Source organism: Ruminococcus sp. OM06-36AC (assembly GCF_003438725.1).
GTDB classification, from domain to species: Bacteria; Bacillota; Clostridia; order Oscillospirales; family Ruminococcaceae; genus Ruminococcus_C; species Ruminococcus_C callidus.
Genome location: NZ_QSTT01000001.1, coordinates 24,049 through 44,620 on the forward strand (window position 1 = coordinate 24,049; position 20,572 = coordinate 44,620).

The window sequence follows — 20,572 nt, forward strand, 5'->3', positions numbered from 1 at the left end:
TCTTTCACTTTTGAATGGTAATTGCACAATCCGGACAGATCATTGCACACATGGCACAACTGATACATGCGTCCTGATCAGTGCATTCCGCGGTAAAATATCCTTTTTCATTCCGGTGTTCTTTTTGCAGGGCAACGATCTGCTTGGGACAGACCGTTACGCAAAGACCACACCCTTTACAGCGTTCAAACCGAACCTGCATTTTCTCCATATTCCTCACTCCTTTCTGCGTACATTTATTCTACAAGACACTTGAGGCAACGCCGCACAGGACACGCCCTTCGGGTGCCTTTTCAGAGAAGCTTACTTTGTAAAATCTTAGGGCAATACCGCACAAAGAGCGTCTGGCGACTTTGCACGCCATCTGCGTGCAGATTGCTCCTTATTCCTCCCACACCGGCTTGACAAACACCTCTACCGGCAGAATGTCCGGCACAGAAACGGTCAGGTCTTTCCGGCAGGTGGTGCAGACCAGCGGCAGCTTCGCCTGTGCGGCGATTTCTTCCGCATAAGGCACTGCCCGCAGAATGGTTTCCGCCGTGGTTTCCTTCCCCAAATTGGAGTTGTTCACAATTCCGGTGTGACGCATGCGGGAAACGGCTTCGATCTCGTACATCAGTTCCAGTGTTTCCTGCGGTTCTTCTGTGAGATAGCGATAGCGGTTCACCACATACCACATGTCCAGCTGATCGGGAACATAAGCGGAAAAGCCCTCGGCATACCGCCCCAGTCCAATGGCACCGGCATCGTCCCCGCCTACGTCGATGATAAGATAGCCGTCCTCATATGCCATGCGTTCCATATCAAAAGAAATGGCAGGAATGTCCAGACTGGTGTTGGCATACATAGAAGCCGCCAGCGTGACACCCCGTTCCTCAAACAGTTTCGCAAAATCCGCCGTGCGGAAATAGGGATTGACAATGTCAAAATCGACAATGGTCACCTTTTCGCCGGCATCTGCCAGCCGCAGGGCAAGGTTGACTGCCAGATTGGTTTTTCCGGAACCATAGTGTCCCGTAATGATCGTGATCTTTTTCATAGAAGTTCCTTTCCCAGCAAGAGCATGTTTCTTTTTATTATAGCACATTCTATACAAAAATGCAACTGAAAATGTTGGGGCAATACCGCACAAAGAGCGTCTGGCGACTTTGTACGGTATTGCCTTGGATTTTTTACAGAAATACAGCCCGCTGCCCCCTGCTTTCTCCGATAAAAAATACCGTACTCCACGCACGGAATACGGTATCTGCATACAGCAACAAAAAGCGGGAATAACAGCGGCTCTTATACCCGAATCAGTCTGCCCTCCTGCAAGTCCAGTTCTGCCAGCTGTTTCATGATATAGTGCATCTTCTTTCCTGTGACATTGCGGGGCAGTTCACTGACAAACCGGTAATAATGCGGGCGTTTATAATTCGCCAGCAGCGGACTTTCCTTGCAGTAGCGTTCCAGTTCCTGTGCTGTCAGCGACGGGTCTGCGGCGATCACATAGGCGGTGACGATCTCGCCACGCCTGCTGTCCGGTGCCGCCGTAACAATGCAGTCCTTGACTGCGGGGTGCAGGTTCAGCACTTCTTCCACTTCCACCGGATAAATGTTTTCTCCGCCGGAAATGATCATATCGTCTTTCCGTCCTACAATGCGGAAATAATGGTTCTCGTCCCATGTGCCCAGATCATTGGTATAGAAAAAGCCGTCATGGAACCGCCGGCGGGTTTCCGCAGGGTTGCCGAAATAGAACGCCGCCGACTTGGCATTGGAACGAATGATGACTTCTCCCACCTCGCTGCCGTCTGTCGCTGCAAGGTCATCCGGCTCTGCCACACGATCCTCATATACCTTTATCACACGTACATCATCATCAACGCAGGAACGCCCTGCACTGCCTGCCATTTCCGGCAGGTCGTCCGGTCGGAGGAACGTGTTCCAGAACGTTTCCGTCGTACCATAGCCGTTGAAAATCCGCTTGGTCAGAATCTTCTGATAGCGGATACAGTCTGCCCGTTCCAGCGGGCTGCCCATGGTGACGATGCCACGCAGGCTGCTCAGGTCACGGGGCTGTTTCTGCTGTGCTTCTGCCAGCAGTTCCAGCACGTTGGGAACGCCGATGAGAAATGTCAGTCCGTACTGCTGTACCATGTCCAGTGTCTTTTCCGGCTGGAATTTCCGCTGGATAATCACAGTACCGCCGGCGTACAGCGTCGGTGTAATGCCGCCGGAGTGCAGCCCGCCGCGATGAAACCACGGTGTAGTGTTCATGGAACGGTCGGTAAACGAAAACGGGAAATGGATCATCACATCATGGGCGGAAAGCACCTCGTTGATGCTGGTCAGGCATACGCTTTTCTGTCTGCCGGTGGTACCGGAGGTGAACAGCCGCAGGGTTTCATCATAGACAGACAGTTCCCATGGCAGCTCCGGTTCAGTTGCGGGACAGTCTGCGGTGAAGCCAGCGTAGGCATGGGCTGCCCTGGCATCTGTGGTCAGCAGAATCTGCGGGGCGTGTGCCGTCCGCCGCAGTGCCATGTCCACTTCCGCCTGTGTTTCCGGCTCCAGCAGGAACACCTTGGGACGGCTGTTGTCCATACAGTCTGTAATTTCCTTGGCAGACAGACGGAAATTCACCGGACAGAATACCATGCCGGTCTTATGGCAAGCCAGATAGGCGAACACGAATTCCGGACAGTTGTGCAGCTGTACCATGACAACATCGCCCTTTTGCAGTCCGGCACGGAGCAGGGCGTGCGAAAACCGGTTTGCCTCTGCATTCAGCTGTGTGTACGTCCAGACGGTTCCGCTCTCCGGTTCTATCAGGGCTTCCCGATCACCGAACCGTGCCACATTCCGCAGAAAACCGTTCCGCCATGTGTAGCCGTTTTCAAACTGCTGCCGGAACGCTTCCATCGCACGCTGTTTTTCGTCCAGAATGCGTTTCTGCCGCACCTGCTGCAAAAATTGTTCCAGATGTGCCGTGGCTCTTTCCAGAGCCTCTGCTCCGGCAGGGACAGCTTCAGCAGCCAGAATCATTTGCTCCATTTCCCGCAGTGCTGCCATTTCGTGCTGTTTGACACTGCTTTTGCGGGAGGTATGGCTGCCGGTGCGGAAAATGGTTTCGGTATATTCTTTGCGGTACATGGCGAAATCCTCCTTCGATCAGAATGTGAAATATGCGGTGCCGTAACTCAAACCGCCGCCGAATCCGGACAGCATCATGGTCTGTCCCCGTTTTACGCTGCCGCTGCGGACACAGTCGTCCAGTGCAATGGCGATCGATGCCGCAGAGGTGTTGCCGTATTCGCCGATGTTCAGGAAGAACTTTTCCATCGGTTCTTTCAGCTGCTTGGCTGCTGCCTGCAAGATGCGGGCATTCGCCTGGTGGCAGACATAGCAGTCCGGATAGCCGCCCACTTTTTCCGCCACACGCTGGATACTGCCGGAGAGTGCCTGCACGGCAAAACTGTACACGGCTCTGCCCTGCATGCTGACAAACTGCTCTGCCGGTTCCGGCAGGTTTTCAGCAAAGGGGTTTGTATCGTGATAATACTTCGGGCAGTACAGCACTTCTGTGTTGCCCTCTGCTCCGCAGTCAAAGGCATAGCGGCTATTTTCGTCCAGCGTGATTACCGCTGCACCGGCACCGTCCCCGAACAGGACGCAGGTGTTCCGGTCAGCAAAATTGGTAACACGGCTCAACACTTCGCTTGCCACCACCAGAGCGTATTTCTTTTCCGGCATGCTGCACAGCAGAGAACGGGCGGTGTGTACTGCGTAGAGGAATCCGGTGCAGGCTGCACAGATGTCAAAGGCAAACACCGTTTCCGGCAGTCCCAGTTCCTTTTGCAGCATACACGCCTGCGACGGAACGATATTGTCCGGCGTAATGGTGGCACAGATGACTACGCCAATTTCTTCTTTAGAGATGCCAGCCATTTCCAGTGCCTTTTCTGCGGCTTCCATGCCCAGAGAAAGATTCGTTTCCTTGTCCGCAAAATGCCGGTTGGAAATGCCGGTGCGGGTGCGGATCCATTCGTCGTTGGTTTCTACGATCGTTGCCATGTCATCGTTGGAAATCTTCCGTTCCGGCACGCTGCTGCCGGTGCCGCAGATGCGAATGCCAATGTCCTGTGTGATTTTCATATGGGGTTCCTCGCTTTCATGTTGTTGCAGTACTTAGTATACCCTTTTTACGGAATAGAATCCACCTATTCCCACAGAAACCGGCTCTACCGTTTTGAGAATTTCCGAATGCTGGTGTATATTCACACAAAAAAAGGCATGGTACACCTGTACCACGCCTTTTTCGTCATATTTCAAATACAATATTTATTAAAAGCAGCGGTATTACCTTTACTTTTTCCGCGGAAACGGATAGGGGATCAGCCACTGGTGCTTTGCCGCACACCGCCAGAAATAGCAGAGGACTACCGGCAGTTCCAGCACACCAGCCAGTGCAAACACCACCGCCGCACCGGAAATGGTGTGAAACGTCACAAAGACAGAGAGAGCCCCTGCCCAGATGATGCCGGTTATGGCAATGAATATCCATGCCCGTTCCCACCACAGGCTGGCAAAAATCAGGAACACCACAAACGAACCGGCAAGAGCGTAGCACAGCACTCTGCCGTCCCAGAGATCTGCCACGCTCGGTGCGAGGTACTGGAACAGACAGATCAGCAGAAATGCCACCAGCCAAACGCCGGCTACGGACAGTAGAGTGATGAAAAAGTGCTTCCAGCGGAATCTACCGTAAGTAGAATCTACCGATTTTGCGTCACTTTCCGGCTCTACCGGCAATTCCGGCTGGGGCTTCGGCGGATAGATCAGTTCGTCCACAGAAACGCCGAAAACTTCCGCCAGCTGCACCAGTGTCGGCACATCCGGAATGCCGTCGCCCCGTTCCCATTTCGAAATGCTCTTGTCAGAATAGTTGATCTTCTCCGACAGATCAATTTGTGTCATGCCCAGCTGCTTCCGATATTTTGCAATGTTTCCGGCAATGGTTTTCCGCATATTTTCCTCTGTCATTCCAAAGGCCCCTTTCTGTAAAATTCCAAAGTGCTCTTATCCATGCATCATTGCAGATGTAAAGGCAACACCGCACCTTACGCACAAGCTTTGTGCGGTGTTGCCTAAAATCATTCGTAGAATCAAAAGTATTATAGCATAAGAAAAAGTTTTTTTGGTGAAATTCTTATGAATCTTCATACCGGAAAAAGTCTCTTGACAAACGGCAGAAATCATGTTATACTGATAGCAGCTTCAGGGTACTGTGCAATTCAGAACCGGCAGTGAACGGCGATATGCCGTAGTCTGCGAGCCAGTGTGGAACTGGTTGATTCGGTGAGATTCCGAAACCGACGGTAAAGTCCGGATGAGAGAAGCCACGCAGCAAATACGATGTGTTTCCCCCATAACCATGAATCCATACAGCTGCCGCAGAAAAGCGGCTGTCTGATTTCGCCCTGTTGTGCTTCTGGCAAAACAGGGCGTTGTTATTTTTCGGAGGTGTTTTCATGACAGAGCATTCTTTTTATATGGAGCGTGCCATACAGCTTGCCAAGCGTGGCACCGGCTTCACCAATCCCAATCCGCTGGTAGGTGCTGTGATCGTCAAAGATCACCGCATCATCGGCGAAGGCTGGCATGCCCGCTATGGTGACCTGCACGCAGAACGAAACGCCCTGAAGCACTGCACGGAGGATCCTGCCGGTGCAACCATGTATGTCACACTGGAGCCATGCTGTCACCACGGCAAGCAGCCGCCCTGCACCGAAGCACTGGTGGAAAGCGGCATTCGGCGGGTGTACATCGGTTCCCGCGATTTCAATCCGCTGGTATTCGGCAAGGGTGTGCAGTATCTGGAAGAACACGGCATTGAAGTGATTCCGGATTTCCTGCGGGAAGCCTGTGATAAACTGAACCCGATCTTCTTCCGGTATATCGGCACCAAAATGCCCTATACTATTTTAAAATATGCCATGACTGCAGACGGCAAGATCGCCTGTGCCGGCGGGGCTTCCAAATGGGTAACTGGCGAAGCTGCCCGTGCCCATGTTCAACAGACCCGAAAGCGGGTGGCTGCGGTCTGCGTTGGCATCGGCACAGTACTGGCAGACGATCCCATGCTCACCTGCCGCTGTGAGAATCCATCCCAGCCGGTACGGGTGGTACTGGATACCCGCCTGCGAATCCCCATGGAGAGCCGGCTGGTGCAGACTGCCAAGGAAGTGCCGGTCATTGTCTTTTGCTATGCTCCGGACAAGAACAAAAAGGCGGCTCTGGAAGCGGCAGGCGTTACCGTACTGGAGGCAAAGCTGCTGCCCAAGGAAGAACTGGACGAGTTGTTCATGCGGCTCGGCGAATTTCAACTCTCCAAGGAGGAACTGAACGGCAGACACATCTCCCTGCGAAACTGTCTGGAACAGCTGGGACAGCGTGGGCTGGACAGCGTGCTGATCGAGGGCGGTGCGACCATTCACGCCGCAGCATTGCAGGAAAATTGCTGTGATCTGGTGCAGGTTTACGTGGCACCGAAGCTGTTCGGCGGCGACGGTCTGTCCCCCATTGGCGGCATGGGCATTACCACACCGGACAAGGCTGTCCTGCTGTCCGAACCCACCATTACCCGTCTGGGACAGGATCTGCTTCTGGAATATACCAGAAAGGAGCAATTCTAAGATGTTTACCGGAATCGTAGAAGAAATGGGGACTGTGCGGCGGCTGAACCAGTCCCCCAACCGGTGCGAACTGGAACTGTCCGCCGCAAAGGTGCTGGAGGGGACGCAGATCGGCGACAGCATTGCCGTGAACGGCGTTTGCCTGACGGTGATTCGCATGGACAAAGACCACTTCACAGCAGATGTGATGCCGGAAACCCTGCGGCGGAGCAATCTGGGACAGCTGAAAACCGGCTCGAAAGTGAATCTGGAACGTGCCATGGCGGCGGACGGCAGATTCGGCGGGCACATTGTCGCCGGACACATTGACGGCACGGGAACAATTCGTTCCATGCAGCCGGAGGGCAACGCAGTGCTGGTGACGATCAGTGCCGCACCGGAACTGCTCCGGTATGTGGTGGAAAAAGGCTCCATTGCTATTGACGGCATCAGCCTGACAGTGGCAAAAGTTTCCCACACGGATTTCACTGTGAGCCTGATCCCACACACTGGTGAGGAAACCACCCTGCTGAAGCATCGCTCCGGTGAGATCGTCAATCTGGAAACCGACATCATCGGCAAGTATGTGGAAAAGCTGATGCAGCCGAAAAGCGGCGGTGTCACTATGGAACTGTTGCAACAGAACGGATTTTTTTAAAGGAGATGCATATGCGGCATATCATTTGTTTTCACAATCCAGAAGAAGAAAACGGCTATCTCAGCAACTGGTATCCCTCGCCGTTCGAGAAAGACGGCATTTCCTTTGCCCACATGGAACAGTACATGATGTACCAGAAAGCCCTGCAATTTCAGGATACCGAAATTGCACAGCAGATTCTGCAAACCGACAACCCCGGCAAGGTCAAGGCTCTGGGGCGAAGCGTCCGGAACTATGTGGACTCCCAGTGGAGTGCCGTCCGGCAGCAGATCGTCTACGAGGGACTGCTGGAAAAATTCCGGCAAAACCAGTCGCTTCTGCAAGAACTGCTGGCAACTGCACCGCATCTGCTGGCAGAATGTGCGGTACATGACAGGATCTGGGGCATCGGACTGTCCATGACAGACAGCGACCGTTTTTTTCCGGAAAAATGGCGTGGACAAAATCTGTTGGGTTATACACTGATGCAGGTACGGGACGAACTATCCAAATAAGGAGGTCATTTCTATGGCAATTACATATAACACCATTGAAGAAGCTTTGCAGGATTTGCGGAACGGCAAGTGCATTCTGGTGACAGACGATCCGGATCGGGAAAACGAGGGCGACCTCATCTGTGCCGGACAGTTTGCCACCACGGAAAACGTCAACCTCATGGCAAGTGCCGCAAAGGGGCTGATCTGCATGCCCATGAACCATGACAACATTGTCCGGCTGGGACTGACGCAAATGGTTTCTCACAACACCGACAACCATGAAACCGCGTTCACCGTTTCCATTGACCATATCGACACCACCACCGGTATTTCCGCAGTGGAGCGTGGTCTGACAGCCCGCATGGCAGCCGATCCGGAAGCACACCCCGGCGACTTCCGCCGTCCGGGACACATGTTCCCGCTGGAAGCCAAGCCCGGCGGCGTTCTGGAACGGAACGGGCACACCGAAGCAACTGTAGACCTGCTCCGGCTCGCCGGACTGACACAGGTGGGACTTTGCTGTGAGATCATGGACGATGACGGCACCATGATGCGTGGCGAAAAGCTGGCAGACTTTGCAAAACAGCACGGGCTGTCCTTTATCACCATTCGGGAACTCCAGCACTACCGCCGGAATCATGACAACTTCGTGGAAGAAGTGGCACGGGCAGAACTGCCCACAGTCCACGGACATTTCCAGATGTTCGGTTTCCGCAACACCATCAACGGGGACGAGCATGTGGCTCTGGTCATGGGTGATGTGGCAGACGGCAATCCGGTATTGTGTCGGGTGCACTCTGAGTGTCTGACTGGTGATGTGTTCGGCTCCTGCCGGTGCGACTGCGGCGAACAGCTGAACCGTGCACTGGACATGATCCACGCAGAGGGACGGGGCGTTCTGGTCTATCTGCGGCAGGAAGGCAGAGGCATTGGTCTGCTGAACAAGATTCGGGCGTACAAGCTACAGGAAGACGGACTGGATACCGTAGAGGCAAATATCAAACTGGGATTTGCACCGGACCTGCGGGATTACAGCGTGGGTGCACAGATCCTGAAACATCTGGGGGTAACTTCTCTGCGGCTGATGACCAACAATCCGGAAAAGATCGCAGAGCTGGGCGAATACGGGCTGACTGTTGCCGAGCGTGTTCCCATCGACATTCCGGAAAAGCCGGAGAATCTGCGGTATCTCAAGACCAAGCAGTTCAAAATGGGTCATTATCTGCACTTTTAAGGGGATTTGTCTATGAAAATCATTTATAGTAGTATGCTTCCTCTGCTGGCAGCTGTCTGTGTATGGACAAGCGGCTGCGGCTCGTTGGAGTCCGCTGTGGAATCTTCCACAACAACCGCGACTACTGCTACAGAAACGACAGAAACTACTGTTGCGGAAACCACTACAACATCTGCAACAGAAACCACTACGACGTCTGCAACAGAAACTACTACAGCATCCGCAACAGAAACTACTACAGCATCCGCAACAGAAATTGTTACAGAAATCGCTACAGAAATTGCTGCAACACCAACAACAGAAGCTACGGACGATGCTGCGACAATAGAAGTGTTCGCCTGCACTGCCGGCACGTGGTATATGGACGGAGATCCCGATACGGCTTCTCTGGTCATGGACGGTGAAGGCGGTGTGGCTGCCTACTACGCCACCGGCAATCTGGAATACAGCGGTTATCTGGAATGCACCGATGCGACATCAGGAACATACGCCATTTATCAGGACAGCGGCGAATATGTTACAGATTTTACCTTTGATGATGCGGACACATTTCACATCAACAGCAACTGGGGACCTGTGACATTCCGCCGTACTTAGGGCAATACCGCATCAGCGTTTCCTTAGACGTTGTCCACAGAAAGGAAGTGATTCCCCTGCACCTATTATTCTGTATCAACCGCAATTTTTGCTGGCAGCTGGTACAATGCCTGCGTTCTGTGGTACGATTTCCCTGTTCGGAGGGCTACACCGTCCATGTGCTGCACTCCGATCTGACAGCGGACGATCTGCAACAGATACAGCAGAAGGTTCCGGAAGCGGAAATTCTGGGGGTGTCCATAGACGAAACCTTTTTTCAGGACTTTCCGGAAACCGACCGCTATCCCAGGCAAATCTACTACCGCATCTTTGCGGCTCAGTTTTTACCGACAGAATTAGACCGTGTGCTGTATCTGGACACCGACACGATCGCAATTCAGCCGCTGGACGACCTGTACCACAAGGCATTTGACGGTGCAAGCTATATTGCCTGCACCCACGTGCGTGCTCTGTTCAACAAGATGAACTGCCTGCGGCTGGGCATTACGGAAGATGTGCCCTACATCAACACCGGTGTCATGGTGCTGAACCTGAAACAGCTTCGGCAGCAGCAGACCACCGAGGACGTGCTGGCATTTGTCAGCGACAAGAAAAACCGCCTGCTCCTGCCGGATCAGGACATCATCACTGCTCTGTACGGCAAGCAGATTCAGCTGGCGGACAGCTATCGCTACAATCTGAGCGATCGTATTCTGGCAATGTACAACGCCAGACACCCGAACGAGATCCGCAGTATCGACTGGGTCAGACAGAACACCAGCGTCATTCACTACTGCGGCAAAAATAAACCATGGAAGTCCGGATACGTCGGGAAACTGGGTATCTTTTATCAGGAACTTCTCGAAACTGAAAACAACAACGGAGGTACAAGAACATGAAAACACTGGAAGGCATGTATGACGGCAAAGGGCTGAAAATCGCAATTGTTGCATCACGTTTCAACGAATTCATCACCACCAAGCTGGTGGGCGGTGCAGAGGACTGTCTGCTGCGGCACGGCACCGACGGCGACGACATCACACTGGCATGGGTACCGGGGGCATTTGAGATCCCGCTGGCTGCCAAGAAGCTGGCATTCTCCGGCAAGTATGATGCGATCATCTGCGTCGGTGCAGTGATCCGCGGTTCCACCAGCCACTACGACTATGTTTGTGCAGAAGTTTCCAAGGGCATTGCACAAGTAGGACTGGAGTCCGGTCTGCCGGTACTGTTCGGCGTGCTGACTACCGACACCATTGAACAGGCAATCGAGCGTGCCGGCACCAAGGCGGGCAACAAGGGTTATGACTGTGCCATGTCCGCACTGGAAATGGTCAGCCTGTTCAAGAACGCCTGAAAACGAGAAACGAGGCACTTTCCACATTGTTGAGGCAATACCGCACAAAGATTGTGCGACAGATGCGTCGTCAAATTTTTCGTCAGATGAAACAAAAAGCGGAGTGAATACTTGATGTATTCACGAGCATTTTTGTGAAATATGACGGGAAATTTGCAAGCAGATGGCGTGCAAAGTCGCCAGACGCTCTTTGTGCGGTATTGCCTTGAAAACCGCAAATTTGAAATTCCCGTAAAGTGAGTGAGTTTATGCAAAATTTCATTTTCTTTGATATCGACGGCACGATCATTTCAGAGGACGGCTATCTGCCGGAATCCGCAGTCCGTGCCATTCAGGCAGCCCGCAAAAAGGGCAATGCCACCTTCATCAACACCGGACGCACTGCCATGAACGTAGACCTGTTTCTCCGCGAGATCGGCTTCAATGGTTACGTTTATGGCTGCGGCACAGAATTGGAATATGACGGAAAAGTCCTGTTCCACGAGAAGCAGACACCGGCATGCAGCCGCGAAATAGTGGAACTGGTTCGCCGCACCAATGTTGCCGTTCTGTACGAACGCAGCGATGCCATGTTCATCGACCGCAGCACACGAATTTTGCCATATCTGCAAGATCTGCTGAATCTGTACGAAAGCAAGCATGTGACTGTTTCCGACCTGCCCGATGATGCAGACTGGTACACGGACAAGTTTGTCATCTGGTACGACGAGCAGAGCGATCTGGCTGCATTTCAGGCAGGGCTGACCGGCAAGTTTGACTACATCGATCGGGGAAATCACTTTGCGGAAATGGTGCCCTGCGGCTGTTCCAAAGCCACCGGCATGGAAAAGATGATGCAGCTGCTGGGGGCAGACCGTTCTCAAATTTTTGCCGTAGGCGACAGCCTGAACGACCGCCCCATGCTGGAAGCTGCCGGCACGGGAATCGCAATGGGGGACAGCCCTATGCTGCATCCCTATGCGAATTACATCACCGCAAATCTTGCAGACGACGGGCTGGAAAAGGCACTGGCACACTTTGACTTGATCTAGGGCAACACCGCACAAAGCCCGCCTGACGGCTTTGTACGGTATTGCCCTAGTAATTATTCCAAAAAACAAAATCCCACAGTTTCAAAAATCCTTGAAACTGTGGGATTTTTTATTGCTATGGCAATACCGCACAAAGAGCGTCTGGCGACTTTGCACGCCATCTGCTTGCAAATTTCCCGTCATATTTCACAAAAATGCTCGTGAATACATCCAGTATTCACTCCGCTTTTTGTTTCATCTGACGAAAAATTTGACGACGCATCTGTCGCACAATCTTTGTGCGGCATTGCCCTATGTTATTCCGCACTTTCCTGCTTTGCAGCTTCCCGATCCATGCGAATCGCCTTCAGCACGATCGCACATTCCAGACGCTTCTTTTCGATCTCACAGGACAGCTTGTGTGCCTTGTGCACATCGCCGCTGAACTGGTAGTTATTCGCGTTACAGCCGCCGCTGCAATAGAATCTTGCCCAGCAGTTCCGGCAGTCCGGCTTGCTGTAGATATGAGTCTTGGCGAAGTCGGACTTCATTTCACGGTTAAATGTGCCGTCGTCCACGTTGCCCATTTTATAGTCTGCCTCACCGACAAACTGATGACATGGGTAGATGTCGCCGTCCGGTGTGATTGCCACGTACTCATTGCCGCAGCCGCAGCCACGCAGACGCTTGATCGCACAGGGGCCCTGATCCAGATCCAGCATGAAGTGGAAGAAGTTGAACTTCTTGCCGGTTGCCTCATAGTCCAGAATCTTCTGCATCAGCCGTTCATATTCCTCAAAAATACGGGGCAGGTCTGCCTCGGTAATTGCGTAAGGTTCTTCCGCATCAGCGATAACCGGTTCCACAGAGATCTGGTCGAAGCCTGCGTCCAGCAGAGCGAACACATCATCGGAGAAGTCCAGATTGTACTTGGTGTAAGTACCGCGGACGTAGTATTCCTTTTCCCCACGCTGATCTACCAGCTTCTTGTACATGGGAATGATCTTGTCATAGGAGCCCTTGCCGTCTACGCGGGGACGCATGCGGTCATTGACTTCTTTTCTGCCGTCGATAGACAGTACCACGTTGGACATTTCCCGATTGATGAAGTCGATCTTGTCATCGGTGAGCAGCATGCCGTTGGTAGTAATGGTGAACCGGAACTTCTTGTGATAGACCGGCTCCTGTGAACGGGCGTATTCCACAATTTTTTTCACAGTTTCGAAGTTCATCAGCGGTTCGCCGCCGAAGAAGTCCATTTCCAGATTCACGCGGTCGCCGGAATTTTGCAGCAGGAAGTCCACCGCTTTTTTACCGGTTTCATAGGACATCAGCTTTCTGCCCTCGCCGAAATCGCCGGTAGAGGCGAAGCAGTACTTGCAACGCAGATTGCAGTCGTGGGCGATATTCAGACACATCGCCTTAATGGGAGAAGCCACAGCAAAGTTGGCATACTTTTCATAATCGTCCGGTGAAAAGAGAATGCCTTCCTGATATGCCTCCAGAATTTCCGCATAGCAGGAACGGATTTCTTCCGGATCGTAAAACCGTGACAGCTTTGTCACGACTTCCTCCGGACATTCCGGAGCAAAAGGCGGTGCAACATTATCCAGCATGTCATAGGTCAGCTCGTCCACCACATGCACGCCGCCGCTGTTCACGTCCAGCACAATGTTATAGTCGCCCAGTTTATACTTATGAATCATAATTCTGTTTCCTCTTTCCGGCTGCCTTGGGGAACATGCAGCACCATAAAAATTCGTGTATAGATGCGAAAAAAGGGACAGAACTGTCCCTTTCTTCTATCAGTTGCAGACTTGCGTGTGAAAGGTTTTCAAAAACCCTTAGTGCTCGCACTTCTGGTTCGCTACTGTACAGGAAGTCTTGCAAGCAGACTGACAGGAAGCCTGACACTTGCCGCAGCCGCCCTTTGCAGCAGAAGCCTTCAGGTTTGCTGCATTGATGGTCTTAATGTGCTTCATTCGGAAACCCTCCCCCAAAAAAAGTTTAACTACATTATATCACAAATCCGCCGGATTTTCAAGCGTTCTATGCAAAAACGGAAAAAAGTTTACATCTTCCGCGGCAATTCGCCGGACTGTCGCTTCCGGTACTGGCAGTTGCCGTTATTTCGGTGGCTTCTTGTGGGGAGCATTCACGCCGGAGATGCCGCCCCAGATACTGCCGCCGCAGATCAGCAGCAGCCGCACCGGACTGCCGGCAGTCCCCTGCCAGAACAGCCCCACAGCCAACAGGATCCCGCACAGCAGCAGTCCGCAGCACAGCCCTGTCAGCCAGCCCTTGCGGCGGCGGTGAAAGCCGGCAAATCGTCCCATGCTGTAACCGGAACAAAACAACAGCAGCCCCAGCAGCAAAGCAGAGATCCATTCCGACAAGTCGGACAGCAGCAGCAAGCCAGACAGGGCAGCCAGTCCTGTCAGAAGCAAGCCGATTCCCACGGACAATGCCGCCGGCAGATACCCGAACCGGTTTTCCCAGATGCTCTGCCTTGCCGGCTGCCGTTTGGTTCTCATTGCACTGCACCTCCCTGCCATGATGTCTGCTGACAGTGTATGCCTGCGGCAGCGGGATTAGAACAGGAACAGCGTACAAGCAGCAAAAAACGGACCGCAAAATTCCTGCGATCCGTTTCCATGTATTGGGGAGTTCCGAGAATCTGCCGATCAGTCTTTCAGCATACCCTGATCGGAATCGTCAGAATCCTTCTTTTTCTTCTTGCCTGCACGCTTTTCCTTTGCTGCGGCGATTTGTGCTTCCTGCTTCCGCTTTGCATTCTCTGTCATGGTCAGGTTTTCCTGTACTGCCCAGTTCTTCAGACGAATCTTGTTGCGGTTGCCGGTGGTTTCGATGACGATGTTGTCCTCGTTGACCTGTACGACCAGACCTACGATACCGCCAATGGTAACGATCTCGTCACCGACCTGCAAGCTGCTCTGCATTGCCTTGGCTTCCTTATCCTTTTTCTTCTGCGGACGAATCAGGATAAAATACATCACTGCAAACAGCAGCACCATGAAAATCAGATAGCCCACTGTGCCGAAGCCGCTTCCGCTTGCACTTGTGCCGCTGCCGCTTTCTGCGAATGCAGTCACGCTGCAAACCGCACCTGTCAGTGCTGCCGTGCTGGCAGCCAGTCCCAGTCTTGCGAAATTCTTACTCATGTTCAAAAGCCCTTTCTCCGTTGCCGTGTGATTTTGCCATAGGGGTTCACGCTTTTCCGCGTAATACCTCATCGATCGACGCAGCGGCAGTCTTTCCGGCACCCATCGCCAGAATAACCGTTGCTGCACCGGTAACGGCATCACCGCCGGCATAAACCTTGTCCTTGGTGGTAGCCATTTCTTCGTTGACCACTAAACAGCCCCAACGATTGGTGTCCAAGCCCTTTGTTGTCCCAGAGATCAGCGGGTTGGGAGATGTGCCGATCGCCATAATTACAGTGTCTACGTCCAGCACAAATTCGCTGTCCGGAATAGCCACCGGTCTGCGTCTGCCGCTTTCGTCCGGTTCGCCCAGTTCCATGCGAATGCACTTCAGACCGTTGACACGGCCGTTCTCGTCGCCCAGAATTTCCACCGGATTGCACAGGTTCTGGAACTCCACGCCCTCTTCCTTGGCGTGGTGTACTTCTTCCAGACGTGCCGGCATCTCTGCCTCAGAACGACGGTATACAATGTACACATGTTCTGCACCCATACGCAGTGCACTTCTGGCTGCGTCCATTGCCACGTTGCCGCCGCCGACAACTGCCACAGCCTTAGACTGAATGACCGGTGTCGCATACTTCGGATCGTAGCCGTGCATCAAGTTGATACGTGTCAGATACTCATTGGCAGAACATACGCCCACCAGACCTTCGCCGGGGATATTCATGAAGCGGGGCAGACCTGCACCGGAACCGATAAAGACCGCATCATAGCCGGATTCCATCAGTTCATCGACAGACAGGATCTTGCCGATGACCATATCCGGCTGAATGTCTACGCCGGCATCTTTCAAAGACTGGATCTCCTGCTGTACGATCGTCTTAGGCAGACGGAATTCCGGAATGCCGTACATCAATACGCCGCCGGCAACCTGAAATGCCTCGAAAACAGTTACCTGATAGCCCAGCCGTGCCAGATCTCCGGCACAGGTCAGACCAGCCGGACCGCCGCCGACAATGGCAACCCGCTTACCGTTGGGCTCTGCTGTTTCCTGCTTGCCGGTATAGCCATGCTCTCTGGCGTAGTCTGCCACGAAGCGTTCCAGACGACCGATTGCAACCGGTTCGCCTTTCTTGCCGCGGACGCACTTGCCCTCGCACTGATTCTCCTGCGGACAGACACGGCCGCAGACTGCCGGCAAACTGTTCGTGGTACGGATAATATCATAAGCCTGTAAGAAATCACCGGCAGCAACTGCTGCGATGAAATCCGGAATCGGCACGCCTACCGGACAGCCGCTGACGCAGGGCTTTGCCTTACAGTGCAGGCAGCGTGTTGCTTCTTCCCGTGCCTGTTCGGGAGTATAGCCCATTGCTACTTCCTGAAAACATCTTGCACGTTCCTTGGGGTCGCGTTCCGGCATGGGAACCTTATTCGGAGCCATATTGAACTTTCCAGCCATGATCACTGTACCTCCTTCCGAAACAGGTTGCATTCCTGTTCCTGCCGCTTATAGGTACCGTTTCGACGCATCAGTTCATCAAAATCCACCTGATGTCCGTCGAAGTCCGGTCCGTCCACACAGGCGTACTTGATTTTTCCGCCGACAGTCACGCGACAGCCGCCGCACATACCGGTGCCGTCCACCATGATCGGATTAAGGGAAACGATCGTCTTGACACCGAACGGCTCGGTCGTCTTACAGACAAACTTCATCATGGGAACCGGTCCGATGGCAATGACAACGTCATACTTCTTACCCTGTTCCAGCTGCTGCTGCAACACATTGGTAACAAAGCCCTTTGTGCCATAGGAACCGTCGTCTGTGCAGAGATACAGGTTGTCACTGCATGCACGGAACTCGTCCTCCAGAATGACGATGTCCTTGTTCCGGAAGCCAACAATGGTATCCACTTCCAGTCCCAGACTGTGCAGGTGCTTTGCCTGCGGATACGCAATGGCACAGCCAACACCGCCGCCGATCACGCAGACCGACTTGGTGCCCTCCGGCAATTCGGTGGGAACGCCCAGCGGCCCTGCCAGATCCAGAATGGAATCTCCTGCTTCCAGCAGAGAGAACTGCCGTGTGGTTTCACCGGCGATCTGGAAAATCAATGTGATCGTGCCGCCATCGCGGTCATAATCTGCTACAGTCAGCGGTACACGTTCACCAAACTCATCCAGCCGGAAAATGATAAACTGTCCCGGCAGGACTTTTTTTGCAATCAACGGTGCAGCGATCCGTACCATGACCACTGCGTCGTTCAGCTTTTTCTTTTCTACGATTTGAAACAATTCTTTCACCTCATGCAATCGCATTGGCTATAACAGCAATTCTGTTACAATCCGAATGAAACAAGCCGACAGACCGCCGGCTTGTTGTTTGATCCATATTCAGGGAAACACTGCATAAAGGCAACACCGCACAAGTTTATGCAGCGTTTCCTTCGCTGCCGATGCATTCCGGCAGCAGTTGAATCTTATTCCGCAGAACCGTCCTCTGTGGGGTCATCGATCGGCACTTCAAAAGTGTCGCCGTCCAGATCGCTGTAGTCAAACTCCAGCATCTCGCCGCAGCACGGACACGGCATTTCGCCTTTCTCCAGAATCGATTCGCTCAGTGCGATGACATTGTTGCAGGACGGGCAGACTGTCTCATAGAGTGTCTCATCATCGTCGTCGTCAAAATCGTCATCATCAAAGTCGTCGTCACAGGAATAGTATGCGTCATCGTCATCATCTTCATCATAGACAATGTCTTCCAGATCGCCCAGATCCTGATCAAACAGATCGCAGACCTCTGTCAGTTCATCTACCTGTGTCTGCAGGTCTGTGACATACGCAGTCATTTCCTGCATCACGTCCAGCAGCTGTCCCAGTACTTTTCCTTCTTTGGTAGTGGTCAGATCCAGCTCCATGCCGTCTACCATACCACGCAAATATGCCATCTTATCTGTCAGGTTCATTTGAAATACCTCCTGTTCAGCACACGGTGTGCATTGCATGCAGCACCGAAAATAATCACATCATGCAAGAGCCGCAGACTTTTTGTACTGTCTTATGCTCTTTCCATGTATTCGCCGGTTCTGGTGTCGATACGGATCATGTCGCCCTGATTGATGAACAGCGGCACCTTGATCTCTGCACCGGTTTCCAGTGTTGCCGGCTTGGTTGCGTTTGTTGCAGTATCGCCCTTGAAGCCCGGATCTGTTTCGGTAACTTCCAGTTCTACGAAGTTGGGCGGCTCTACGCCGAATACGTTGCCCTTATAGGACAGGACCTTTACTTCCATGTTTTCCTTGACGAACTGGAAAGCCGGACCCAGCTTGGACTTGTCGATCGGCTGCTGCTCATAAGTTTCCATGTCCATGAAGTAGTACAGATCGCCGTCGCTGTACAGATACTGCATGTCCTTCCGTTCAATGTAAGCGGTCGGATACTTATCAGTCGGGTTGAAAGAACGTTCTACCACTGCACCAGTGATGACATTCTTATACTTGGTGCGGACAAAAGCGGCACCCTTACCCGGCTTAACGTGCTGGAATTCGATAACCTGTACCACGTTGCCGTCCATTTCGAATGTGATACCGTTTCTGAAATCGCCTGCTGAAATCATAAATTGAAACCTCCGTTTTATTTCTAGGGAATGGGGGTCGATCCCTTTGATACTTCCCTATATTTCATGCAACGACAGGAAACGCCCTGCATAAGTGCAGAGAATCCCCTCAAAAAACATTGCTTAACTTTATTATACAACATAATTGCTTGCTTTGCAAGACTTTCTGCAAAAAAATTTACGTTTCCACTGGAAAAATCTTTCGGCAGCACCGCACCGGTCAGCCGATCATCACCAGCACTGCGTTTCCCTGTTCTGCGGCATTGTCATAGAATGCCTGCAGATCTGCGAAGCACTCCTGTAGTTCCGCACGAATGTCATCTTCCTCCTCCGGTCTGTCCCAGATATTTGGATAGATCTCTGCCGCCGCAAAATCGGACATCTGCAAGGCTGCCAGACGTGCGGCAAAGTCCACCTCGTGCAGAGCCTGTACAATTTCTTTCACACGCCTTGCCGGAATGCCGCCCACGTGCATCTCCTGTGTCAGAAGAAAGTCACTGCCGCATACAGCCTCCGACAGCGGGTCATGGTCTGCGGTATCTGACAGCGTATCTCCGGTCAGCACAAAATGCAGTGCGTCCCACATCTTATCCAGATCACACGTTTCCGCAGTTTCGTCCTCTGTCAGTTCTTCCACCCGTTTCAGCAGTGCCCGTTCCTCCAGCTGCCGCAGCTGTTCCAGTTCTGTGTCGGAGATCCGGTAATAGCCGGCATACATACCCATAGTACAATTCTCCTTTTACAGCACCAGCAGCTGCTTCGGTGCTTTCGTCAGATTCTCGCAGCCATTCTCCCGAATGACTACAAAATCCTCGATACGAACGCCAAATTCGCCGGACAGGTAAATGCCCGGTTCCACTGTGACTACATTTCCGGCTTCCAGTTTGGTCTGTGTCGCCGGCGAAGCGTTGGGGAACTCGTGAATTTCCAAGCCAACGCCGTGCCCCAGCGAATGCCCGAAAGCATCGCCGTAGCCGGCTTCGTCAATGATGTCCCGTGCCAGCTTGTCCATTTCTCTGCCGGTGATGCCCGGCTTTGCCCCGTCAATACCGGCAGCCTGTGCTTTCAGCACAATGTTATAGACCTGCTGCATCTTTTCGCTGGGCTGTCCCACGCAGACGGTACGGGTCATGTCGCTGTGATAGCCGTCTACCATTGCACCGTAATCCATCAGCACAAAGTCGCCGTCCTGAATGATTCGCTGTGCAGAGGGTACGCCGTGGGGCATGGAGGTAGCACTTCCCGCCAGTGCAATGGTGGGGAACGATTCACCCTCGGAGCCGTGCTCCATCATGGTCTGGTTCAGGCGGAGCATTACATCCCGTTCTGAGATGCCAGCCCGCAGGAAATTACAGATGTCCGCAAAGGCAATCTCTGCGATTCGCTGTGCCTTTCGAATCTTGTCGATCTCGGCTTCTGTTTTCACTGTGCGGCACGCGAAAATGGCACGGCTCAGGGCATCGCTCTGATCCAGCTGCACCTGATTTCCCAGCTGCTGTTTCAGCTTGGAGAACTGGCTCAAGGTCATGGTCATCGACTCCACGGACAGGGTGCGGGCGTTGTGTTTCCGGAGCAGTTCCCGAATTTGTTCATACAGGTCGTGCTGTTCCAGAACGGTGCAGTTTTTCACGCATTCTCGTGCTTTTTCAATATACCGGAAATCAATGATCAGATACGCCCCGTCGCGGAAGCAGAGCACTGTTCCCGCGGAGGACTGCATGCCGGTGAGATACCGGCGGTTGACATCAGACTGGATCAAAGCCGCATCGGTTCCTGCCGGCAGCTTCTGCATCAGGGTTTCCATACGCTTTTGCATCATGAC

Annotated in this window: 23 protein-coding genes and 1 riboswitch; of the genes, 8 read left to right on the forward strand and 15 right to left on the reverse strand. The window is 52.9% G+C overall.

Annotated elements, in window-relative coordinates:
• Nucleotides 1–4: 4 nt before the first annotated feature.
• The 5 genes from DXB92_RS00125 to DXB92_RS00145 form a co-directional block, all read right to left on the reverse strand.
• Nucleotides 5–211, reverse strand: coding sequence for a 4Fe-4S dicluster domain-containing protein (locus tag DXB92_RS00125; protein WP_021680894.1), 207 nt, complete (start codon nucleotides 209–211; stop codon nucleotides 5–7).
• Nucleotides 212–382: 171 nt separating this feature from the next.
• Nucleotides 383–1,039, reverse strand: coding sequence for a P-loop NTPase (locus DXB92_RS00130; protein WP_040646646.1), 657 nt, complete (start codon nucleotides 1,037–1,039; stop codon nucleotides 383–385).
• 245 nt (nucleotides 1,040–1,284) lie between these two features.
• On the reverse strand, nucleotides 1,285–3,135 hold the full coding sequence (locus DXB92_RS00135; RefSeq protein ID WP_242986569.1) for a class I adenylate-forming enzyme family protein: 1,851 nt from the start codon (nucleotides 3,133–3,135) through the stop codon (nucleotides 1,285–1,287).
• An 18-nt stretch (nucleotides 3,136–3,153) separates the two neighbouring features.
• Complete coding sequence (locus DXB92_RS00140) at nucleotides 3,154–4,137, reverse strand: beta-ketoacyl-ACP synthase III (protein WP_117731643.1); 984 nt, start codon at nucleotides 4,135–4,137, stop codon at nucleotides 3,154–3,156.
• A 210-nt stretch (nucleotides 4,138–4,347) separates the two neighbouring features.
• On the reverse strand, nucleotides 4,348–5,025 hold the full coding sequence (locus tag DXB92_RS00145) for a helix-turn-helix transcriptional regulator (protein ID WP_117731645.1): 678 nt from the start codon (nucleotides 5,023–5,025) through the stop codon (nucleotides 4,348–4,350).
• Between the two features lie 226 nt (nucleotides 5,026–5,251).
• Nucleotides 5,252–5,387, forward strand: a riboswitch (FMN riboswitch).
• Nucleotides 5,388–5,513: 126 nt separating this feature from the next.
• On the opposite strand from DXB92_RS00145, the gene ribD reads away from it, so the two are divergent.
• The 8 genes from ribD to DXB92_RS00185 all read left to right on the forward strand — a co-directional run bounded on the left by ribD (nucleotide 5,514) and on the right by DXB92_RS00185 (nucleotide 11,988).
• The gene (gene ribD, locus DXB92_RS00150; RefSeq protein WP_117731647.1) at nucleotides 5,514–6,677 is read left to right on the forward strand and encodes a bifunctional diaminohydroxyphosphoribosylaminopyrimidine deaminase/5-amino-6-(5-phosphoribosylamino)uracil reductase RibD; all 1,164 of its coding nucleotides are present in this window, start codon (nucleotides 5,514–5,516) and stop codon (nucleotides 6,675–6,677) included.
• 1 nt (nucleotide 6,678) lies between these two features.
• Nucleotides 6,679–7,314 (forward strand): riboflavin synthase, encoded by a 636-nt coding sequence (gene ribE / locus DXB92_RS00155; RefSeq protein WP_117731649.1) that lies wholly within the window; start codon nucleotides 6,679–6,681, stop codon nucleotides 7,312–7,314.
• Between the two features lie 11 nt (nucleotides 7,315–7,325).
• Entirely contained in the window at nucleotides 7,326–7,808 is a 483-nt protein-coding gene (locus tag DXB92_RS00160) for an NADAR family protein (protein ID WP_117731651.1), read from the forward strand.
• 13 nt (nucleotides 7,809–7,821) lie between these two features.
• Complete coding sequence (locus DXB92_RS00165) at nucleotides 7,822–9,024, forward strand: bifunctional 3,4-dihydroxy-2-butanone-4-phosphate synthase/GTP cyclohydrolase II (protein WP_117731653.1); 1,203 nt, start codon at nucleotides 7,822–7,824, stop codon at nucleotides 9,022–9,024.
• Between the two features lie 12 nt (nucleotides 9,025–9,036).
• Nucleotides 9,037–9,621 carry a hypothetical protein gene (locus DXB92_RS00170; RefSeq protein ID WP_117731655.1) on the forward strand — a complete coding sequence of 195 codons (585 nt, stop codon included), beginning with the start codon at nucleotides 9,037–9,039 and terminating at the stop codon, nucleotides 9,619–9,621.
• 47 nt (nucleotides 9,622–9,668) lie between these two features.
• Nucleotides 9,669–10,499, forward strand: a complete 831-nt coding sequence (locus tag DXB92_RS00175) for a glycosyltransferase family 8 protein (protein WP_278277753.1) — start codon at nucleotides 9,669–9,671, stop codon at nucleotides 10,497–10,499.
• Nucleotides 10,496–10,957: a 6,7-dimethyl-8-ribityllumazine synthase gene (ribE, locus tag DXB92_RS00180; RefSeq protein WP_021680907.1), complete on the forward strand. Its 462-nt coding sequence runs from the start codon at nucleotides 10,496–10,498 to the stop codon at nucleotides 10,955–10,957. The genes DXB92_RS00175 and ribE (DXB92_RS00180) overlap by 4 nt, the downstream gene beginning before the upstream one ends.
• A gap of 248 nt (nucleotides 10,958–11,205) precedes the next feature.
• On the forward strand, nucleotides 11,206–11,988 hold the full coding sequence (locus DXB92_RS00185) for an HAD-IIB family hydrolase (RefSeq protein ID WP_117731657.1): 783 nt from the start codon (nucleotides 11,206–11,208) through the stop codon (nucleotides 11,986–11,988).
• A gap of 296 nt (nucleotides 11,989–12,284) precedes the next feature.
• Here DXB92_RS00185 and scfB read toward each other — a convergent pair whose 3' ends face one another.
• The 10 genes from scfB to DXB92_RS00235 form a co-directional block, all read right to left on the reverse strand.
• Nucleotides 12,285–13,673 carry a thioether cross-link-forming SCIFF peptide maturase gene (scfB, locus tag DXB92_RS00190; RefSeq protein WP_117731659.1) on the reverse strand — a complete coding sequence of 463 codons (1,389 nt, stop codon included), beginning with the start codon at nucleotides 13,671–13,673 and terminating at the stop codon, nucleotides 12,285–12,287.
• A gap of 138 nt (nucleotides 13,674–13,811) precedes the next feature.
• Nucleotides 13,812–13,949 (reverse strand): six-cysteine ranthipeptide SCIFF, encoded by a 138-nt coding sequence (gene scfA / locus DXB92_RS00195; protein ID WP_021680510.1) that lies wholly within the window; start codon nucleotides 13,947–13,949, stop codon nucleotides 13,812–13,814.
• Nucleotides 13,950–14,093: 144 nt separating this feature from the next.
• Nucleotides 14,094–14,501: a TIGR04086 family membrane protein gene (locus DXB92_RS00200; protein WP_181976824.1), complete on the reverse strand. Its 408-nt coding sequence runs from the start codon at nucleotides 14,499–14,501 to the stop codon at nucleotides 14,094–14,096.
• Nucleotides 14,502–14,651: 150 nt separating this feature from the next.
• Nucleotides 14,652–15,149 carry a preprotein translocase subunit YajC gene (yajC, locus tag DXB92_RS00205; RefSeq protein ID WP_117731663.1) on the reverse strand — a complete coding sequence of 166 codons (498 nt, stop codon included), beginning with the start codon at nucleotides 15,147–15,149 and terminating at the stop codon, nucleotides 14,652–14,654.
• Nucleotides 15,150–15,195: 46 nt separating this feature from the next.
• The gene (gene gltA, locus DXB92_RS00210) at nucleotides 15,196–16,596 is read right to left on the reverse strand and encodes an NADPH-dependent glutamate synthase (RefSeq protein ID WP_242986571.1); all 1,401 of its coding nucleotides are present in this window, start codon (nucleotides 16,594–16,596) and stop codon (nucleotides 15,196–15,198) included.
• Nucleotides 16,597–16,598: 2 nt separating this feature from the next.
• A complete protein-coding gene (locus tag DXB92_RS00215) occupies nucleotides 16,599–17,429 on the reverse strand; it encodes a sulfide/dihydroorotate dehydrogenase-like FAD/NAD-binding protein (RefSeq protein WP_117731665.1) in 831 nt (276 codons plus the stop codon).
• Between the two features lie 185 nt (nucleotides 17,430–17,614).
• Nucleotides 17,615–18,100: a CD1247 N-terminal domain-containing protein gene (locus DXB92_RS00220; RefSeq protein ID WP_040646417.1), complete on the reverse strand. Its 486-nt coding sequence runs from the start codon at nucleotides 18,098–18,100 to the stop codon at nucleotides 17,615–17,617.
• Between the two features lie 92 nt (nucleotides 18,101–18,192).
• On the reverse strand, nucleotides 18,193–18,750 hold the full coding sequence (efp, locus tag DXB92_RS00225; protein WP_021680518.1) for an elongation factor P: 558 nt from the start codon (nucleotides 18,748–18,750) through the stop codon (nucleotides 18,193–18,195).
• 220 nt (nucleotides 18,751–18,970) lie between these two features.
• Nucleotides 18,971–19,474: a YfbM family protein gene (locus DXB92_RS00230; protein WP_117731667.1), complete on the reverse strand. Its 504-nt coding sequence runs from the start codon at nucleotides 19,472–19,474 to the stop codon at nucleotides 18,971–18,973.
• A gap of 15 nt (nucleotides 19,475–19,489) precedes the next feature.
• Entirely contained in the window at nucleotides 19,490–20,569 is a 1,080-nt protein-coding gene (locus DXB92_RS00235) for an aminopeptidase P family protein (RefSeq protein ID WP_242986572.1), read from the reverse strand.
• Nucleotides 20,570–20,572: the final 3 nt, after the last annotated feature.

What these genes read in the sequence shown, in the direction of transcription:
- DXB92_RS00200 (WP_181976824.1), bottom strand. Translation starts at nt 14,501, where the DNA reads ATGAGAACCAAACGGCAGCCGGCAAGGCAGAGCATCTGGGAAAACCGG.
- DXB92_RS00165 (WP_117731653.1), top strand. Translation starts at nt 7,822, where the DNA reads ATGGCAATTACATATAACACCATTGAAGAAGCTTTGCAGGATTTGCGG.
- DXB92_RS00185 (WP_117731657.1), top strand. Translation starts at nt 11,206, where the DNA reads ATGCAAAATTTCATTTTCTTTGATATCGACGGCACGATCATTTCAGAG.
- ribD (WP_117731647.1), top strand. Translation starts at nt 5,514, where the DNA reads ATGACAGAGCATTCTTTTTATATGGAGCGTGCCATACAGCTTGCCAAG.
- DXB92_RS00135 (WP_242986569.1), bottom strand. Translation starts at nt 3,135, where the DNA reads ATGTACCGCAAAGAATATACCGAAACCATTTTCCGCACCGGCAGCCAT.
- gltA (WP_242986571.1), bottom strand. Translation starts at nt 16,596, where the DNA reads ATGGCTGGAAAGTTCAATATGGCTCCGAATAAGGTTCCCATGCCGGAA.
- DXB92_RS00145 (WP_117731645.1), bottom strand. Translation starts at nt 5,025, where the DNA reads ATGACAGAGGAAAATATGCGGAAAACCATTGCCGGAAACATTGCAAAA.
- scfA (WP_021680510.1), bottom strand. Translation starts at nt 13,949, where the DNA reads ATGAAGCACATTAAGACCATCAATGCAGCAAACCTGAAGGCTTCTGCT.
- efp (WP_021680518.1), bottom strand. Translation starts at nt 18,750, where the DNA reads ATGATTTCAGCAGGCGATTTCAGAAACGGTATCACATTCGAAATGGAC.
- DXB92_RS00235 (WP_242986572.1), bottom strand. Translation starts at nt 20,569, where the DNA reads ATGATGCAAAAGCGTATGGAAACCCTGATGCAGAAGCTGCCGGCAGGA.
- DXB92_RS00140 (WP_117731643.1), bottom strand. Translation starts at nt 4,137, where the DNA reads ATGAAAATCACACAGGACATTGGCATTCGCATCTGCGGCACCGGCAGC.
- DXB92_RS00160 (WP_117731651.1), top strand. Translation starts at nt 7,326, where the DNA reads ATGCGGCATATCATTTGTTTTCACAATCCAGAAGAAGAAAACGGCTAT.
- DXB92_RS00130 (WP_040646646.1), bottom strand. Translation starts at nt 1,039, where the DNA reads ATGAAAAAGATCACGATCATTACGGGACACTATGGTTCCGGAAAAACC.
- ribE (WP_117731649.1), top strand. Translation starts at nt 6,679, where the DNA reads ATGTTTACCGGAATCGTAGAAGAAATGGGGACTGTGCGGCGGCTGAAC.
- DXB92_RS00170 (WP_117731655.1), top strand. Translation starts at nt 9,037, where the DNA reads ATGAAAATCATTTATAGTAGTATGCTTCCTCTGCTGGCAGCTGTCTGT.
- scfB (WP_117731659.1), bottom strand. Translation starts at nt 13,673, where the DNA reads ATGATTCATAAGTATAAACTGGGCGACTATAACATTGTGCTGGACGTG.
- ribE (WP_021680907.1), top strand. Translation starts at nt 10,496, where the DNA reads ATGAAAACACTGGAAGGCATGTATGACGGCAAAGGGCTGAAAATCGCA.
- DXB92_RS00230 (WP_117731667.1), bottom strand. Translation starts at nt 19,474, where the DNA reads ATGGGTATGTATGCCGGCTATTACCGGATCTCCGACACAGAACTGGAA.
- DXB92_RS00220 (WP_040646417.1), bottom strand. Translation starts at nt 18,100, where the DNA reads ATGAACCTGACAGATAAGATGGCATATTTGCGTGGTATGGTAGACGGC.
- yajC (WP_117731663.1), bottom strand. Translation starts at nt 15,149, where the DNA reads ATGAGTAAGAATTTCGCAAGACTGGGACTGGCTGCCAGCACGGCAGCA.
- DXB92_RS00125 (WP_021680894.1), bottom strand. Translation starts at nt 211, where the DNA reads ATGGAGAAAATGCAGGTTCGGTTTGAACGCTGTAAAGGGTGTGGTCTT.